This window comes from Mesorhizobium sp. IMUNJ 23232, assembly GCF_044326205.1.
Lineage (GTDB): Bacteria > Pseudomonadota > Alphaproteobacteria > Rhizobiales > Rhizobiaceae > Kumtagia.
In genome coordinates this window covers 51605-68783 of record NZ_JBIRCY010000043.1, presented here as the reverse complement: position 1 = coordinate 68783, position 17179 = coordinate 51605, and the positions used below count along the sequence as shown (strand labels likewise).

Here is a 17179-nt window from a genome sequence, read left to right as displayed (position 1 = left end):
CTGACTTCATCCCCTCTCCATCCGCTTGCCGAAACAAACGGATGGTCGCAGATCGACTGAATGAGGGGGGTCAATTTTGGACGCCGATCCTCCCAGCTAAGGGGTCAAAATTGCACGCCGGTTCACAGACATTCGCGAGGAACAGTGACGAGCCGCTACATTCATACGGTGGACACTGCGCTAATCATGGCGGCTGACAGCATCGCCGGCTACATTCAAGGCCTGCTGGACGGCGTGGCGTTCGCCCACACCGCCTATGCCTTAGATCGCGCTTCCAGGAAGGCGGCGCTCGTACATTTCCTAGGCAAGCCTGTATCGACGGGAAGGGCTATAGATCGCCCTGCGGCATGTGTTTGTTGATGCGTTCTGCGAAAGTCCTGACTTGTACGCGAACCTATCTGGCGATTAACCAATGCTCGGCGTGACGCTGACCTCAACCTCCATAGCGAGGAAATCTTGCGGCGTGCCGACAAAGCCCCCGACGATCGGCATGATCTGGCGGTTGCTGCGGGCAACCGCGACCGGGATCAGACTAGCTCCACCTAGCCGGCGATGCGTCGGGTCGAAGGCGATCCATCCGGCGCCGGGAAGATAGATTTCCGCCCAGGCATGGGTCGAACCGGGATCGTCGGTGCGGGCTTCAGCATCGAACAGATAGCCGGAGACAGCGCGGGCGCCGAAACCGAGATGGCGTACCGCCTCGATGAACAGGGCAGCGATGTCGCGGCAGGAGCCGCTTGCCAGCGCCAGCGTTTCCAGCGGCGACTGCGTGCCTTCCTCGTCGCGGACGCGATAGGAAACGGGGCCGAGAACGCCCGCGTTGAGGTCCTTTAGCAGCGAAAGTGTGTCCGTCGAGGCCCCGCGGACGAAGGCACGTGCCCATCCCTCCAACCTTCCTTCGAAATCGTCATGTTCCGGAATATGCAACGCGCCAAGATCGGCCAGGTCATCGCGCGAATACTGGAACGGGAAGGAATGTGCCTCCGGGGCAATGCGGAATACCGGCCACGCCTCGGCGAATTGTTCGACGGTCAAATTGCCGGTGATGACCAGTTCGGAGGTCGGCTCCGCAAACGTGCCGGTGGCGATCAGGTTGCCGAAGACGTCCTGCGTCCAGTCGAGTTGAGCATCAGGCGAACAGACTAGCGAACTCGCCAGCACGGCGACGTCATGGCTGCTGCGAGGACGGAGTATCATTCGATGGGGCTGGAGCACGACAGGGCGCGCGTAGCGGTAGGTCGTCCTGTGGCGAATTGACAGCTTCATACGCCCCGCCGAAAACCTCTCTGCGGCGCCGTCATTCTCGATAGCACTCTCATTGCAGTCCTCCGGAGTTTTGCTCATTGCATGACAAGGGACAACGCAGTCGTCACATGATTGTTGCTGCGCTGCACAAAAAGTTCGGCAAGAGCGTCCACAGGAGTTAGGGTGCGACGTGCTTGGGCATCGATGCCCATTCCGATCGGAGTGGCGGCCGTTCTTCGTCTGTGGCTCAAAAAAAGCGCGTGAAATTCCTGACCTGTGGAGTCCTCGGTTCCGATGCCGTTGTTTTCCGTGAACCATTTGACGGTCTATCGCTACCGACGACCGGTCCGCTTCGGCGAGCACCAGCTGATGTTCCGGCCGCGCGACAGTTACGATCAGCGGCTCCTCGATGTATCGCTCAACGTCGATCCTGAGCCGCAGGCCGTTCGCTGGACACATGACGTCTTCGGCAACTGCGTGGCGCATGTACGCATGTCCGAAATGGCGCAGGAGCTACGTTTCGAGACCAGCATTCGACTGGATCATACACCCCAGGCCGTTCCCGATTTTCGCATCGACGAGAAAGCATTGCTGTACCCCTTCCGCTATTCCCCAGACGAACTGCCGGACCTGGAAAGCACGATCCGACGACAGTTCGACGACGATGGCGGTGAGGTGGATAAGTGGGCCCGCCAATTCAGCAGTGGGAGCAATGCCATCGAAACCGGCGCGCTGCTGATGACGCTATGCTACGCGATCCACGAAGGCTTTACTTACCAGCGCCGCTCCCAACACGGCACGCAGCCACCGCTCGTGACGCTGCGATCGAGACATGGCTCGTGTAGGGATTTTGCCTTGCTGATGATGGAGGCTGTCCGCGCGCTCGGCTTCGCCGCCCGCTTCGTCACCGGTTACATTTACGTGTCAAGCCGCGATGGAAAGCCCAATCTGGGTGGGGGCTCGACCCACGCCTGGTGCCAAGTTTATCTGCCTGGCGCCGGATGGGTCGAGTTCGATCCGACGAACGGCATCGTTGGCAACCGCGACTTGATTAGAGTGGCGGTTGCGCGCGATCCTGCACAGGCCGTTCCGCTATCCGGGAGCTATTATGGAAAGGCCTCGGACGATCTCGGAATGACAGTCCAGGTCAACGTAACAACCGAACGACATGTCGATGCCTGAACGATCACATCATAAAGCAACTGGGCGAATTCCCAGGCGTTGATGGAGTCAGCAAACAAGGGGGCATCATGAAGGTCCGAGCCGGTTTCACGCTTGCCTACCAATGCCCCCAACCGACGCAGATGCTGCTCGTGCTAGACGTGCATCCTTCCCGCCGACCGGACCTCCTCACCGATGCGACCGTCCACTTTGATCCTCCGGTCGAGGCACGCGGCTACATCGACGGCTTCGGCAACGCCTGCACCCGCATCACCGCACCGGCAGGTACCATCCAGATTTCGTCAGAGTTTCTTATCCATGACAGCGGCCGACCGGATGTCGTGGCGTGGGATGCCCTCCAGCACGACATCAAGGACCTCCCCGACGACGTGCTCGTTTTCCTGCTTGGCAGCCGCTATTGCGACACCGATCGGCTCGGCGATTTTGCCTGGGCCAACTTCTCAAACACTCCACCCGGCTGGGCGCGGGTACAGGCCATCTGCGACTTCGTCCACAGCCACATCGCCTTTAACTACCAGAACGCCGACGCATTGCGCACCGCCTACGGCGGCTTCACCGACAGGACAGGCGTGTGCCGCGACTTTGCGCATCTCGCGATCACGCTGTGCCGCTGCATGAACATTCCGGCGCGCTATTGCACAGGCTATCTGGGCGACATCGGCGTTCCGCCCGTCCCCGATCCCATGGATTTTAGTGCCTGGTTCCAAGCCTATCTCGGCGGCAACTGGTACACTTTTGACGCGCGCCACAACAAGCCGAGGATCGGCCGGATCCTCATGGCGACCGGCCGCGATGCCACGGACGTGGCGCTTTCGACCAGCTTTGGCCAATCGCAACTGGTAAGGTTCGAGGTTGTCACAGACGAAGCAACTTAAGCCGCGGTCGCCTGAGCGAGCGGACTGCCGTGACGCCCGCTCTTGCCTTGGGCGAAGCCCTCTGGTCGTTGCGACTCTATCCTTACGCCCAGTCAGCCAGCGATGGCCGAGGTAGTGGCGTGCCAACCAGCCAACTCCTATAGTTTGGTGGGTTCAAGGCAGCATTTCCCGGAGGGATTTTGAGGCTGCCGAGGACCTAATGGGGCTGCAAGACGCATAATGGTATTTGACCGACCGGTTGAGCAGATCTTGGGAATTGGCGCACTCGTGCTTCTAGGAGTCGGCTGCATTGTTGTTCTCTGGCCATTCATCTCTGCCCTGATTTGGGCGGCTGTGCTCTGCTTCTCCACCTGGCCAATCTACATCTGGTTCGAGGGAGTTTTGGGAGGAAGGAGGACGCCTGCAGCGCTTCTCATGACCCTCCTTGTAGCAGCTATCGTCGTGGCTCCCTTTGCCATCTTGGTGGCGACACTGGCCGATAGTGTGGCCACCGTAGCCCAGGCGGTGAACCGACTTCTTGAGCAAGGCCCACCCGCGCCGCCTACCTGGGTAGCCGAAATCCCGTTCATAGGAGAGCGCCTGGCACTCTACTGGCAGGGCCTGGCCTACAATGCACCTGCCTTCCTCGTCGAACTGACGAAGCTGATCCGTCCCGCGACCGACATCGCGGTAGCCAGCGGTGCCGTTCTGGGCGTCGGACTCCTCGAACTGGGCCTAAGCGTGTTCATCGCGTTCTTCTTTTATCGGTACGGGCGCCAGATGGCAGCTTCCGCGCGCGGCAGTTCTGAGCGGATCGGTGGCACACGCGCCCGCCATCTGCTTTTGGTTGCCGGATCAACAGTCACCGGGGTGGTCTACGGTGTAATCGGGACGGCTATTGCGCAAGGACTGTTGGCCGGGCTCGGGTTTTGGATAGCTGGTGTGCCTCAGGCCCTGCTGCTCGGCTTCATCACCTTTCTTCTGTCCTTCGTGCCCGCCGCCCCTCCGCTAGTTTGGGGGTCTGTCGCGGTGTGGCTGTTCTTTCAGGGCGAGGTTGGCTGGAGCATCTTTGTCGCGGGTTGGGGTCTGCTGCTGGTGAGCAGCATAGACAACCTGTTGAGGCCCTATCTCCTAACGCAAGCGAACAGTCTGCCCGTTTTACTCAGTTTCTTCGGCTTCCTCGGCGGCATTTTGGCCTTCGGCTTCATCGGGGTGTTCCTCGGCCCGGTGCTGTTAGCTGTGGGATATAGCCTGTTTCTCGAATGGCAGGCGACCGACAGTAAAGAGAGGCAGCCTCCTGTTGATTGAACCACCCGCGGATAGATGGCTCTCCAAAGGTAAGCCTCCGACAGTGGCCGAACAGATCGCGGTAGGTCGATATGGGCACATCAGGGGTGGTGAACGTCGGTTCCGTGAGCCTGATGTAGACCGCACGGTCTTCGTGGACCGAGATCAGACACACCAAGGCGATCGGCTGCTGGCAGGTCAGCGTGATCTCATACCCGCAGCGGATCAGTATCGAGCGATGCCTCTACCGGAAATCGGCGGCGGTAAGCGTATAGGAGGTTTGGCGGCGATGGGAGTAGGCTTCGCGCGCGACATCGTGGATCGAACTGCGCACCGTATCGAAAGCCGTCAGGGAGTCGGCTTCGGACAGTTGCGTCTTGCCGGGCTTTGCCAGCGCTGCGGTCTCGACAAAGAATGGCACCTCGAACATGCCGTCGTGCCCGATGAAGCGAACGGCGTTCCGCATTTCGTCAAAGCTGCGGCTCGGATTGGGAAATTCGAGCGTCACCGTCGGCACTCCTCCGTTGCATGTGGTGTGGTACAAATGCCTGCTACCGGGCTACCTCCATCGCGGCCTCGGTGGCGCGCTTCGTTGTGGCGATTGAGCGATAGCATGCCATCGGTCGCAACCCGCTGGGTTAACCCGATCATCGTGTTGCCGTTGATGTGAGCCGGAACCCCCGTAAAGACATGGTAGACGGTCCAAGAGCGATCCGCTTCGACACGACGACCATAGTGATGGTCCGGGGAGTGCTGGCCGTGCGCGCCGCCCTCGTTTTCCCATCTGTCGATGGCGAAGTCCAAGGTCTTTTGTGTCCGCTCCGGGTGGTTGTTGCGGGCGTTCATCGGCGTGTCCTTTCTTCATTAGGCACGTCGGCTTCGAGCGCGCCGGCATAGAGCACCGAGCCGTCCCCATCGGTAATCGTCAGGGCGTCAGGTCGTTGCGGCATATTCAGCGTTTGCGAAAGTCGTCTCGCGACTTCCATTGCGTCGTCGAAATCTGCAGCTTCGGCAGTCTCCCTGCCGACGACGGCGTGAGCGTTGTCTCTGTCCCGCGTACGGTAGAATTCGATCACGATCTGCATCGCCATCCTTCCTCGCCCGCAGGAGCATCACAGACTCAGTTACTGCCCTTGCCGCGGGGTCCATTGGCATTTGCGGCAACCTTGATCTGGTTCCCGAAGCTGCTTTCAGGCTTTGCTGGGGCCTTCTCCTGTTTTGGCTTTCTGACCTCGCGATTGCTTCGTTTCTGGCCTTTAGCCATGTCCGAACGTCCTTTCGATGAGCGTTGTGCCACTGCCGGATTGCGATATGTCGACCGGCTCGAGGCTGTCTTGCGTCGTCACCCGCTCATGACGTTCGTCATCGTTGCGGATGCGATACTGAAGGGAATCTCCCCGTGGCGGCAATGTGCCGGTGATGCGGTAGATTTCTGCATGTTGAGGCAGCTTTCCAAATCCGCCCCTCAACCGGACAGCCTGCCCGATCGTGAAGAGATGGGTAGGAGACTCGTGGCGGACGGCGCGGGCTGTTGCCCGGATCGAATTCATCGATACCATGGCTGTTGGTGATCCTTTTCGAGTGCGGCGTCGAGATCGGCAGGATTGATCGGCGCCATCTGATGTGTCGGGCCATCAACGCCGATGGCCGGCAGGTGAATAAAGGCGCCTACACGTCTCCAGGCAAGTCGGGAGGACACCTCCAGCAATTCCTCATCCTGGTCCACGCGATATTCACCGGCAGGCTGCGTGGCGTCGAAGCCAGGCAGCATGAAGGGTGCGGAGAACCGGACGACGGTTTGCGTAGTGCGCGTTGTCATGCGTCGATACCTCCGCAGACGCATGCGAATGCGCGTCCTGCATCATTCCCGTCCCAACCGGAACGAATCGCCATGCTGCCAGTACATCCGTGGTCAGCGACGGGACTTCATTCCAGGGTTCGAACAGAGCGATATGCGCGCCGGTTCGGCACTTGATGCATTCGCTATCGAGAATTCGGTGGTAAATGGCGGGTCTCTGACACCGCAAAAGCCAAGTCGGCCAAATCAACGAGTATCTTATATGGGCTGTCCATACGCATTAAGCAAGGAGCGGTCTCTCCTATCTTATCTGGAATTGAATAATGGCTCTTCACCAAAATTAAAACGCCCCAAAAAAGGCGGGAATAAGTAACGAAAACAGCAAATATCGCATCGATAGAGCGAGATAATTTTCCCAAACCCCCGCCTTTTCAAAGGAATACATTTTAGCACTCCTATCATTCGAGTGCCAAAGTCGCTATGTATCTGAGGTGGCCGCCCTATGCGCCGGCCCCAGAAAGAACCCCATGAAATTCCGGCCACTCCACGACCGCGTCGTCATTCGACGCGCCGAAGGCGACACCAAATCAAAGGGCGGGATCATCATTCCCGACACAGCAAAAGAAAAGCCGCAGGAAGGCGAAGTCGTCGCAGTCGGCCCCGGTTCCCGCGACGAGAGCGGCAAGCTGGTCCCGCTCGATGTCAAGGCCGGCGATCTCATCCTGTTCGGCAAATGGTCGGGCACCGAGGTAAAGATCGATGGCGAAGATCTCCTTATCGTCAAGGAGAGCGACATCATGGGCATCGTGGAGAAGACCGAAGCGGCCACGAAGAAGGCCGCCTGACCCGGGCTCTCCGACTTCTCATTCTCAAGATCGAACTGGACGAACACATGCCTGCCAAGGAAATCAAATTCGCCGGCGACGCTCGCGACCGCATGCTGCGCGGCGTCGAACTTCTGAACAACGCGGTCAAGGTGACGCTCGGCCCCAAGGGCCGCAACGTCGTCATCGACAAGGCGTATGGCGCGCCGCGCATCACAAAGGACGGCGTCACCGTCGCCAAGGAGATCGAGCTTGCCGACAAGTTCGAGAACATGGGCGCCCAGATGGTGCGCGAAGTGGCGTCGAAAACCAATGATCTGGCCGGCGACGGCACCACGACCGCGACGGTGCTCGCCGCGTCCATCCTGCGCGAGGGCGCCAAGCTCGTCGCCGCGGGCATGAACCCCATGGATCTGAAGCGCGGCATCGACCTTGCCGTCGCAGCCGTCGTGAAGGACATCCAGGCGCAGGCCAAGAAGGTCAAGTCCTCGGACGAGGTCGCCCAGGTCGGCACCATCGCCGCGAACGGCGACACCACCGTAGGCGAGATGATTGCCAAGGCGATGAAGAAGGTCGGCAACGAGGGCGTCATCACCGTCGAGGAGGCCAAGACCGCCGAGACCGAGCTCGAGGTCGTCGAGGGCATGCAGTTCGACCGCGGCTATCTCAGCCCGTACTTCGTCACCAATGCCGAAAAGATGCGCGTGGAATTGGAGGACCCCTACATCCTCATCCACGAGAAGAAGCTCGGCAATCTGCAGGCCATGCTGCCGATCCTCGAAGCCGTGGTGCAGAGCGGCAAGCCGCTGCTGATCATCTCGGAGGATGTCGAGGGCGAGGCGCTCGCCACGCTCGTCGTCAACAAGCTGCGTGGCGGCCTGAAGGTCGCAGCGGTCAAGGCTCCCGGCTTCGGCGACCGCCGCAAGGCCATGCTGGAGGACATCGCGGTGCTGACTGCCGGCCAGATGATCTCGGAAGACCTCGGCATCAAACTGGAAAATGTCACGCTGGAGATGCTCGGCCGCACCAAACGCGTGCTTATCGAGAAGGAGACGACCACGGTCATCGACGGCTCCGGTGACAAGGCGGGAATTGCCGCGCGCATCAGCCAGATCAAGACGCAGATCGAGGAGACCACGTCCGACTACGACAAGGAGAAGCTGCAGGAGCGGCTGGCGAAGCTCGCCGGCGGGGTCGCTGTCATCCGCGTCGGCGGCGCGACCGAGACCGAGGTCAAGGAAAAGAAGGACCGCATCGACGACGCGCTCAACGCCACCCGCGCCGCGGTCGAGGAAGGCATCGTGCCCGGCGGCGGCGTGGCTTTGCTGCGTGCGAGAGCCGTGCTGGCTTCGCTGACCGGCGCGAACGCCGACGTGACCGCCGGCATCTCGATCGTGTTGCGGGCGCTCGAGGCGCCCATCCGCCAGATCGCCGAGAATGCCGGCGTCGAAGGCTCGATCGTGGTCGGCAAGCTGACGGACAGCAAGGACCGCAACCAGGGTTTTGATGCGCAGACGGAAACCTATGTCGATATGATCAAGGCCGGCATCGTCGATCCTGCGAAAGTCGTGAGAACTGCTCTGCAGGATGCGGGCTCGATCGCAGCGCTCCTGATCACCGCCGAGGCGATGATCGCCGACATTCCCGCGAAGGAATCCACCCCGTCGGCCGGCAACGGCGGCATGGGATACTGAAAGCAGTGCCTGAACCGTTCGGCCGGCGCGGCCGGACAAAGCAATCCTCACCACAATCTGGAAGGAAGACCTCCATGGCTACACAGAGCACGACGAAACCATCTTTCTCCCGTCGGTGGGAAGACTATCAGCCTTCGAAGACCATGCTGGTCTGGGCATGCATCGCCGCGGTGATCGCAACGATCGTTGTCGGATTCAGCTGGGGCGGCTGGGTCACCGGTGGCACGTCGCAAACCATGGCGAAAGCGGCAGGTGACACGGCGCGCGGCGAGCTGGCATCCGCCATATGTGTCGAAAGGTTTAACGCGGCGCCCGACGCGGCGGCGAAACTTGCCGAGTTCAAGGCGATACCGGACAGCTTCAAGAAGCGGCAGTTCGTTGAAACCGGTGGTTGGGCGACGATGCCGGGACAGACATCGCCCGACAGGCTGGGTGCGCAGGCATGCGCCACCGCTCTTTCCGCTTGAGGCCAAGCCGATTTCCAAACGGCGCTCGGGCAAACGCCGGAGCGCTTCAATCCGCTGACCAAAGGAGCGTGAACCATGATCTCGTTTGTGAAAAAGCCGGATCCGCAGCAACCGGCTGAGAACGTCGACGCCAATCGCTTCGAGCAAATCCGGAAGGCAGCGGCTGAACGGCATCGAAAGTCGGATACCGACGGAACGCGTCGTCGAGCACGCCAGACGGCTGAAGACAACCGTCTCATATGAGAGAGCTGCGGCGACCATCCCGCGCACAGGTCAAGGTGCCCGCTGCTTGCCGGTGACGCTTTGGGTAGCGGGTGAAGGACATTGAGCTGTGAGCCCTTCAAGCAGAGCCCGATCGGCGTGGATGTCGATTGGGAATTCCGCTGCTGCTTGCCGTGATCATCGAACCGTTGGAGTCTGAATACCGTTGACGAACGTCGTTGCATCAATGTCCCAGAACGAAGTTGGCAAGCGAGCCTGGCCCAGGATCCTGTCCGAATATCGGAAACCTCACAGAGGCCGCAGCCTGTTCGAACTGGCGGTGACGCTTGTCCCGTTCTTGAGCCTTTGGACGCTTGCGGCGATTGCGATCCAAAATGGTTTCTGGTGGGGCGTCGTTTTGACTATCCCGGCCGCAGGCTTCCTGCTTCGCCTGTTCATGATCCAGCACGATTGCGGCCACGGTGCCTTTTTCGCCCACCGCACGGTGGATGACTGGACCGGCCGCGCGCTCGGAGTCCTCACGCTTACGCCCTACGATTACTGGCGCCGTGCGCATGCGGCACACCATGCGTCTGCCGGCAATCTCGACGAGCGCGGCGTCGGCGATATCACAACGCTGACCGTTGCCGAATACCGGTCGCTGTCCAGCGCCCGTCGGCTCGCATACAGGCTCTACCGCAACCCGATCGTGATGTTCGGCATCGGCCCGATCTGGCTTTTTCTGTTCAAGCAGAGACTGCCATTCGGCATGATGCGCTCGGGCATGGAGCCCTGGGTCTCGACCATGGCGACCAACCTGGCGATCGTGGTTCTGGCGGCCGGCCTGCTCTGGCTGGTCGGCCTGGGGCCGTTCATCCTGGTGCACCTGCCGATCGTAGCATTGGCGGGATCGGCGGGTGTCTGGCTGTTCTATGTCCAGCATCAGTTCGAGGAAACACACTGGTCGCAGGGGCCAGAATGGCAATTCCAGGATGCCGCCTTGCACGGCTCTTCCTACTACGACCTGCCGTGGGCGCTGCAGTGGCTGACCGGCAATATCGGCATCCACCACGTCCATCATCTCTCCAGCCGGGTACCCTACTATCGGCTCCCGGAAGTGCTCAGGGACCATCCGGAACTAAGCGCCATTGGCCGGATAACCATCGTCGAGAGCCTTCGCTGCGTGAAGCTGGTCCTGTGGGACGAGTTCAGCCGGCGCCTCATCTCGTTTCGCGAGGCACGCCAAGCAACACCACCAGGCTAACGTCGGGCAACATCGCGTTGCCATGAATAGTCGCCTCCGCTGAGAGAAATCCTGCTGTCGTCTTAGTACCTTCCCGGATCTTCCCCAGCAGCTCGGCAGCAAGAAACTCGCAGCCATTTGGACAAGTCGTGTTTCCAATTGCGGCCCGTCTCCGGCTCGCGCATTGTAAGATCGATATCCCCATCGGCGGCGAGCTCGTCTCATCGCGTCGCCGGCACGGAGATGTCTCCCCTACAATCTCACTGAAAGCTAACAATTGAAAAGCGACTATCAAAGGGACATCGACGCCATCGGGAAGATCGACGCAGTGCCGACCATCCTCGACGTGGTGTGCCGAACGACGGGAATGGGATTTGCGGCTGTCGCACGCGTCACCGAGGATCGCTGGATCGCGTGCAGCGTGCTGGACCATATCGCGTTCGGCCTTCAGCCCGGAGGGGAGTTGAAGGTCGAAACCACCATCTGCCACGAGATTCGCCAAAGCGGAGATCCTGTCATCATCAACAACGTCGCAGAAGATCCCGTCTATTGCGGTCATCCGACGCCAGCGATGTATGGCTTCCAGAGCTATATCTCCATGCCGATCCTGCGCAAGGACGGCTCCTTCTTCGGGACGCTCTGCGCTATCGATCCGAAACCGGCCAAGCTCAAGGATCCGGAAATCGTCGGGATGTTCAGGCTCTTTGCAGAACTGATCGCCGCTCATCTCGATTCCGTCGATCAGATCGCCGTGAGCGAGCAATTGCTTGCCCGGGAAAGGGCATTCGGCGCGATGCGGGAGAAGTTTATCGCCGTGCTCGGCCATGATCTGCGCAATCCGCTCGCCTCTATCGTCTCCGGAGCCAAGCTGCTGATGCGCAGGCATGAGGCGGAACCCGACAGCAGACAGATCCTGCTGCTGATGCAGGGAAGCGTGCTGCGCATGCGTGGTTTGATCGACAATATCGCGGACTTCGCGAGGTCCAGGCTGGGAGGCGGTCTGACGCTCGATCTGGATGCGGATGCCAGTCTCCTCGAACGAACACTAAATCAAGTTGTCGACGAACTGCGGACCACGCACCCCGATCGGTCGATCATTGCCGAGGTCTCGGTGGAACACGCCGTGCCCGCGGACCACGGTCGCATCGCACAACTTCTTTCCAATCTGATCGGCAATGCCTTGAGCTACGGTGACGTGGACAAGCCTGTCCGCGTGTCAGCAAAAGCAGATAAGTCGGGTTTCGAACTCGCCGTGGAGAACAGCGGCACCCCAATTCGGGCAGACACTCTTGCAAACCTTTTCGAGCCGTTCGCGAGAGGCGAAGGTGGACGGAATGTCGAAGGTCTCGGCCTTGGGCTGTTCATCGCTTCCGAAATTGCGAAGGCCCATGGCGGAACGCTTGGAGTGACATCGGACGACTCATCAACGAGATTTGTTCTGGATATCCGTTTATCACCGCCCGCTCGGAAAAATTCCAGCCATCCGGAACCAAACGACTGACCGGGCGCTTTCCTCTACTTGCAGCGAGCCGCCATTCCCGATGCGCGGAGGCTTGGATGCAATTCTGCATCATATGGAGCCTCAGTGATCTCCCGCCCTGCAGCCAAGATACTCGTTGTCGAGGATGAGCCGCTCATCCGGATGGATCTGGTGGCATCGCTGGAAGATATGGGCTTCCCGGTTCTCGAAGCGGCCAATGCCGCCGCGGCAATCGCGGTGCTGGAATCTGATCCTGCCATTACGATAGTAATCACGGATGTGGACATGCCGGGAACCATGGACGGCCTCGCTTTGACCTTTTTGGTTCGGGACCGGTGGCCGCCTTGTCACCTCATCGTCGTATCCGGCCATAGGAGACCGAATACATCGGATATGGCCGAAGGCAGCCGGTTCATCAGAAAGCCGATCACGACAGATGACCTTCACAGAACGCTCGCCGAATTGGACGTCGGAACCTGACGATCGCTTTCCGAGAGCACACTACGGACCAGCTTTATCCGCTTCAAAGCGCTCTCGCTGCACAGAGAACTCCGTCGGCGAAAGGGACTGTCACCCTTGTCCTGAGCGGGGTGTTGGAACCTTTCCGTTTGCGGGACGCTGTATGTGATGCGTTTCACGACCCCGTGAATGGCGGCGCACAGAAGATGCGCACCAAAGGAAAACTCCCATGGCAAAAGAAAAGACGCTGGAAGATCTCTTCCACGATACGCTCAAGGACATCTACTACGCAGAACGCAAAATCCTGAAGGCTCTTCCCAAGATGGCCCGCGCGGCATCATCGCCTGAACTCAAGGCAGCGTTCGAGAAGCACAAGGACGAGACCGAGGGCCACGTCGATCGTCTGCAGCAGGTCTTCGAATTGATGGGCAAGCGCGCTCAGGGCAAGACTTGCGACGCCATAGAAGGCATCGTCTCCGAAGGCGAAGAGATCATCGAAACCTACAAGGGCACGGCCGCAATCGACGCCGGTCTCATCTCGTCGGCGCAAGCTGTCGAGCATTACGAGATCACGCGCTACGGCACGCTCAAACGCTGGGCCGAGGTGCTCGGCATGGCAGATGCTGCCAGGCTACTCGACCAGACGCTCGGCGAGGAATCCATGACCGACAAGGCCTTGACCGGCCTGGCGGACGCATCCGCCAACGAGATGGCCAAGGCAGCCTGACCCACATTCAGCCACCCGGCACCACCGCGGTGGCTGGTTTCTTTCAGCTCTCATCTATCCGACAGGAGACAATCATGGGTCGCGGCATTCTGCTCTGGCTGCTCGGGGTTCCGATTCCGATCATCATCCTTCTCGCCCTGTTCATGCGATAGGAGGACAATCATGGCTTCAAACATCCTGGCCACCGACGTGGTCGCCCCGGTAGAGTCGTCCTCATCGGCCGTCAGTTGGGGAGCTATAATTGCCGGCTCCTTCGCGGCCGCCACGCTCACTTTCATCCTGATGCTCCTCGGCTCCGGCCTCGGCCTCACCATGGTTTCACCGTGGTCCAACACGGGCGCCAGCGTCACAACCTTCGCGGTCTCGACGGCGATCTGGCTCGTCATCGTGCAATGGCTGTCGTCCGGGCTCGGAGGCTATCTGACCGGGCGTCTTCGCACGAAATGGGTCGGCATCCATACCGACGAGCCCTTCTTCCGCGACACTGCGCATGGCTTCATGGCCTGGGCGCTGGCGACCCTGTTGGTGGTCTTCGTGCTGGGCTCGGCACTTTCGGCGGCGATCGGCACCGGCGTTCAGGCTGCGTCCAAAGTGGCCTCCGGAGTTGCGATGGGCGCGTCGGCGGGAGCATCCGCAAATACCGGAGACGGTGGCGGAACCGATGCGACCTCCTATTTCGTGGACTCCCTCTTTCGTCCTGCCGATGCTGCAAGACTGGCGGCGCCGGGGGCGGAAGGTGATACGGCCGCGGCCGCGCAGGCCTCGCGGATCCTCATCGCCAGCGCGGCAGCGGGAGAAATCTCGGCGGATGACAAGGTCTATCTTGGTCAACTCGTAGCAGCCCGCACGGGGTTGTCTCAGGCCGATGCGACCGCCCGTGTCGACGCCGTCCTGGCTCAGGTCGAGCAGGCCAAGGTCGCCGCGCAGGAAGCTGCCGACACCGCACGCAAGGCCGGAGCCACGTTCGCGCTGGTCGGCGCCTTGTCGTTGGTGATCGGCGCCTTCATCGCCAGTGCCGCCGCGGCGCTCGGCGGCAGGCAGCGCGACGACGACGAGATCGCCTACGTGACGACATCGCGATAGGCGGTTCTCGGGCGGGCTTGCTCGCCATGGTCGGCCAGCGCCTATCTTCGATGGACCCCGGTGATCATTCGCCGGGGTTCATGTTTTCCCTCATACCCTGGCAACCACGATGACGCGCAAGCTCGACCTGCGGACCGGCGTTCCTGTTTGGGAGGCCTACCGCGCTCCCCGCATACCGACGCAAAAGCTGACGCGAGACGTCACGTGCGACGTACTGGTAGTAGGGCTCGGCATCAGCGGCGCAATGCTGGTCGAGGCGTTGACCACCCAGGGTCTCGAGGTCATCGGCGTCGATCGCCGGGGCAGCATGCTCGGCTCTACGCCGGCGACCACCGCTCTGGTGCAGTTCGAGATCGATCAACCGCTCTCTGGCCTGAGCCGAAAGATCGGAAAACCCGGCGCCGAACAAGCGTGGAGACGATCGCGTCTGGCGGTAACCAACCTGCGAGGTCGCATCAGTGAACTCGGTATCGCCTGTGACATGACTGGAACCCAGTCCTTGTATCTCGCGGGGAATGCTCTCGATCCCGGAGCATTGCGGCTCGAGGCGGAGGCCAGGTCCAACGCTGGAATACGCGCGAGCTATCTGACTCCCGCTGTTCTCAAGGAGAAGTTCGGCATCGACCGCAAGGGCGCAATTCTCAGCCACGATAATCTCGCCCTCGATCCGCGCAAGCTCACCGCCGGCTTTCTCAGCAAGTCGCTCGACCGAAAAGCCCGCTTCTTCGCTCCGGTCGACGTCGCAGGCCTTACCACCGTGCCAACCGGCGTTCGCGGAGAAACCAAGGACGGGCCGGTGATCTCCGCCAGACAGGTTGTGCTGGCAACGGGTTACGAACTTATGGACATCGTGCCCTCCGACACCCATTCCGTCATTTCCACCTACGCCATCGCAACAAAGCTGCAGAAGAGTGCGCTTTGGCCCTGTGCGGCTTTCATCTGGGAGGCGTCCGATCCGTATCTCTACATGCGCGCGACCGCCGACGGACGGGTGATCTGCGGCGGCGAGGACGAGGATTTCGTCGACGAGGCGAAACGGGACAGTCTGCTCGCAGCCAAGACGCGGACGATTTCCACCAAGCTGAAGCACCTGTTTCCGCAACTGGATACCACGGCCGAATTCGCCTGGACTGGATGTTTCGGCACCACGACGACCGGGTTGCCGTATATCGGTGAGTTGCCCGGTCATCCCGGCATCTTCGCCGTCCAGGGCTATGGCGGCAACGGAATCACGTTTTCGCAGATCGCGTCGGAGATCATTTCAACCACCATCGATGGGCGTGACGATACGGACGGGAAATTGTTCGCCTTTGGACGCGCTGGCATAGTGAGGAAGCTGGTGGACGCGGCAGGCAAGCTCATCGCTTGACGCCAGAAATCAAGTCCATCTAAGCACAGTCCTTGTTATGGTGCAGTGCAGCAACGATATTGCTGCAGGTGCGTTGCACCCATTGCCGTCCAATTCCGGGCGTCACAACAAGGACGGCCCACTTGCGAAAAATCTCCGACACAATCGCGCGGCTTGCCGCGCTTCAGGCCCGAAACACAGCCTCGCCCGTGCACCTCGGCGCACCCGACCGTCTTTCGCCGCTAACCGGCTTCGGCTCCAACCCCGGCGCCTTGAAGGCGAAATCTTATCTTCCGCATGACCTGCCGGAAGGTGCGCCGCTCGTCGTAGTGTTGCATGGCTGCACGCAGAACGCGGCAGGCTACGACCATCATTCAGGCTGGTCGCAGCTTGCCGATGAAGCCGGCTTCGCGCTGCTCTATCCCGAGCAGCAGCGAACCAACAATCCAAATCTGTGCTTCAACTGGTTTCAGCCTGCCGATGTGAGGCGGGACGCCGGCGAGGCGCTTTCAATACGCCAGATGATCGAGGCGATGGTCAAGGCGCATGGGCTTGACCGGAAAAGGATCTTCGTCACCGGCCTCTCGGCCGGTGGCGCAATGGCCGCGGCCATGCTTGCATCCTATCCTGATGTCTTCGCCGGTGGCGCAATCATCGCCGGGCTCGCCTATGGCAGCGCGGCGACTGTTCCGGAAGCCTTTGACCGCATGCGAGGCCATGGCAGCCCCTCGGACGAGGAGTTGCGGCGCATGCTGCGTGGCGCATCGTCTCATCGAGGGCCGTGGCCCACGAGCGACCAAACCGTCGCTGCTTCGAATGCCGAGGCGATCGCCAGCCAGTGGTGGGGCGTCCACCAGATCCAAACCCCGCTTACGCACACTCGAACCGAGGGCAAGAACACGCGGCAGGTCTGGTGCGATTCCAGCGGAGAGGTCGTGCTGGAGGTCAACATGATCGCCGGAATGGGCCATGGCACGCCGATCGACAAGAATGGCTACGGAACGCCGGGACCCTACATGCTGGATGTCGGCATCTCCTCGACGCAGGAGATCGCGCGGTTCTGGGAGATCGCAGACGGAGAGGCACGGACTTCTGCCGAGTCGAAGCGGCGGGACCTCGTCGTCTATTCCCAGCCGCCCGTCGGTACCCGATCCAATGCCGGACCAAGGATGCCGGCGCGATCTCCGGAGATATCGATGGGCCCGAAGCGGGAGGCGTCACCAGCGTCAGGTGTGCAGAAGATTATCGAGGACGCCCTGCGGACCGCCGGGCTGATGCGCTGATAGC

The 17179-nt window shown here is 60.8% G+C and carries 20 protein-coding genes and 2 pseudogenes; 15 read left to right on the top strand and 7 right to left on the bottom strand.

Annotated elements, in window-relative coordinates; genetic code table 11:
* Window positions 1-129: 129 nt before the first annotated feature.
* Window positions 130-360: pseudogene (locus ACH196_RS26530) on the top strand (integrase); the annotation flags it as partial.
* A gap of 45 nt (window positions 361-405) precedes the next feature.
* Here the strand turns inward: ACH196_RS26530 and ACH196_RS26525 are convergent.
* Window positions 406-1266 carry a transglutaminase N-terminal domain-containing protein gene (locus ACH196_RS26525; protein WP_396649924.1) on the bottom strand — a complete coding sequence of 287 codons (861 nt, stop codon included), beginning with the start codon at window positions 1264-1266 and terminating at the stop codon, window positions 406-408.
* A 273-nt stretch (window positions 1267-1539) separates the two neighbouring features.
* Here ACH196_RS26525 and ACH196_RS26520 point away from each other — a divergent pair, with 273 nt between their 5' ends.
* From ACH196_RS26520 to ACH196_RS26510, 3 genes are all read left to right on the top strand, one after another.
* Window positions 1540-2427 (top strand): transglutaminase N-terminal domain-containing protein, encoded by an 888-nt coding sequence (locus ACH196_RS26520; protein WP_396649923.1) that lies wholly within the window; start codon window positions 1540-1542, stop codon window positions 2425-2427.
* A 68-nt stretch (window positions 2428-2495) separates the two neighbouring features.
* The gene (locus ACH196_RS26515; protein ID WP_396649922.1) at window positions 2496-3302 is read left to right on the top strand and encodes a transglutaminase family protein; all 807 of its coding nucleotides are present in this window, start codon (window positions 2496-2498) and stop codon (window positions 3300-3302) included.
* A gap of 216 nt (window positions 3303-3518) precedes the next feature.
* Window positions 3519-4589 carry an AI-2E family transporter gene (locus ACH196_RS26510; RefSeq protein WP_396649928.1) on the top strand — a complete coding sequence of 357 codons (1071 nt, stop codon included), beginning with the start codon at window positions 3519-3521 and terminating at the stop codon, window positions 4587-4589.
* 1 nt (window position 4590) lies between these two features.
* Here ACH196_RS26510 and ACH196_RS26505 read toward each other — a convergent pair.
* From ACH196_RS26505 to ACH196_RS26480, 6 genes and pseudogenes are all read right to left on the bottom strand, one after another.
* Window positions 4591-4800, bottom strand: a pseudogene (locus ACH196_RS26505) (transglutaminase family protein); the annotation flags it as partial.
* A 12-nt stretch (window positions 4801-4812) separates the two neighbouring features.
* Window positions 4813-5076: a DUF1488 domain-containing protein gene (locus ACH196_RS26500; protein ID WP_396649921.1), complete on the bottom strand. Its 264-nt coding sequence runs from the start codon at window positions 5074-5076 to the stop codon at window positions 4813-4815.
* On the bottom strand, window positions 5073-5414 hold the full coding sequence (locus tag ACH196_RS26495) for a hypothetical protein (protein WP_396649920.1): 342 nt from the start codon (window positions 5412-5414) through the stop codon (window positions 5073-5075). Before ACH196_RS26495 ends, ACH196_RS26500 begins: the two co-directional genes overlap by 4 nt.
* Window positions 5411-5653: a hypothetical protein gene (locus ACH196_RS26490; protein WP_396649919.1), complete on the bottom strand. Its 243-nt coding sequence runs from the start codon at window positions 5651-5653 to the stop codon at window positions 5411-5413. The genes ACH196_RS26495 and ACH196_RS26490 overlap by 4 nt, the downstream gene beginning before the upstream one ends.
* 171 nt (window positions 5654-5824) lie before the next feature.
* Window positions 5825-6127, bottom strand: coding sequence for a hypothetical protein (locus tag ACH196_RS26485; RefSeq protein ID WP_396649918.1), 303 nt, complete (start codon window positions 6125-6127; stop codon window positions 5825-5827).
* Window positions 6115-6387 (bottom strand): hypothetical protein, encoded by a 273-nt coding sequence (locus tag ACH196_RS26480; protein WP_396649917.1) that lies wholly within the window; start codon window positions 6385-6387, stop codon window positions 6115-6117. The genes ACH196_RS26485 and ACH196_RS26480 overlap by 13 nt, the downstream gene beginning before the upstream one ends.
* A gap of 506 nt (window positions 6388-6893) precedes the next feature.
* Here ACH196_RS26480 and groES point away from each other — a divergent pair.
* The 11 genes from groES (at window position 6894) to ACH196_RS26425 (ending at window position 17175) form a co-directional block, all read left to right on the top strand.
* A complete protein-coding gene (gene groES / locus ACH196_RS26475) occupies window positions 6894-7211 on the top strand; it encodes a co-chaperone GroES (protein ID WP_396649916.1) in 318 nt (105 codons plus the stop codon).
* Between the two features lie 47 nt (window positions 7212-7258).
* Window positions 7259-8884: a chaperonin GroEL gene (gene groL, locus ACH196_RS26470; protein ID WP_396649915.1), complete on the top strand. Its 1626-nt coding sequence runs from the start codon at window positions 7259-7261 to the stop codon at window positions 8882-8884.
* Between the two features lie 74 nt (window positions 8885-8958).
* A complete protein-coding gene (locus ACH196_RS26465; RefSeq protein ID WP_396649914.1) occupies window positions 8959-9351 on the top strand; it encodes a hypothetical protein in 393 nt (130 codons plus the stop codon).
* A 75-nt stretch (window positions 9352-9426) separates the two neighbouring features.
* The gene (locus ACH196_RS26460) at window positions 9427-9594 is read left to right on the top strand and encodes a hypothetical protein (RefSeq protein ID WP_396649913.1); all 168 of its coding nucleotides are present in this window, start codon (window positions 9427-9429) and stop codon (window positions 9592-9594) included.
* A 205-nt stretch (window positions 9595-9799) separates the two neighbouring features.
* Complete coding sequence (locus tag ACH196_RS26455; RefSeq protein ID WP_396649912.1) at window positions 9800-10816, top strand: fatty acid desaturase; 1017 nt, start codon at window positions 9800-9802, stop codon at window positions 10814-10816.
* A gap of 256 nt (window positions 10817-11072) precedes the next feature.
* Entirely contained in the window at window positions 11073-12296 is a 1224-nt protein-coding gene (locus ACH196_RS26450; RefSeq protein WP_396649911.1) for an ATP-binding protein, read from the top strand.
* A gap of 84 nt (window positions 12297-12380) precedes the next feature.
* Entirely contained in the window at window positions 12381-12755 is a 375-nt protein-coding gene (locus ACH196_RS26445) for a response regulator (RefSeq protein WP_396649910.1), read from the top strand.
* Between the two features lie 208 nt (window positions 12756-12963).
* Window positions 12964-13461 (top strand): ferritin-like domain-containing protein, encoded by a 498-nt coding sequence (locus tag ACH196_RS26440; RefSeq protein ID WP_396649909.1) that lies wholly within the window; start codon window positions 12964-12966, stop codon window positions 13459-13461.
* 162 nt (window positions 13462-13623) lie between these two features.
* Complete coding sequence (locus ACH196_RS26435; RefSeq protein WP_396649908.1) at window positions 13624-14544, top strand: hypothetical protein; 921 nt, start codon at window positions 13624-13626, stop codon at window positions 14542-14544.
* A gap of 109 nt (window positions 14545-14653) precedes the next feature.
* Window positions 14654-15913 carry an NAD(P)/FAD-dependent oxidoreductase gene (locus ACH196_RS26430; protein WP_396649907.1) on the top strand — a complete coding sequence of 420 codons (1260 nt, stop codon included), beginning with the start codon at window positions 14654-14656 and terminating at the stop codon, window positions 15911-15913.
* Window positions 15914-16035: 122 nt separating this feature from the next.
* Entirely contained in the window at window positions 16036-17175 is a 1140-nt protein-coding gene (locus ACH196_RS26425) for an alpha/beta hydrolase family esterase (protein WP_396649906.1), read from the top strand.
* The last annotated feature ends 4 nt before the right edge of the window (window positions 17176-17179 follow it).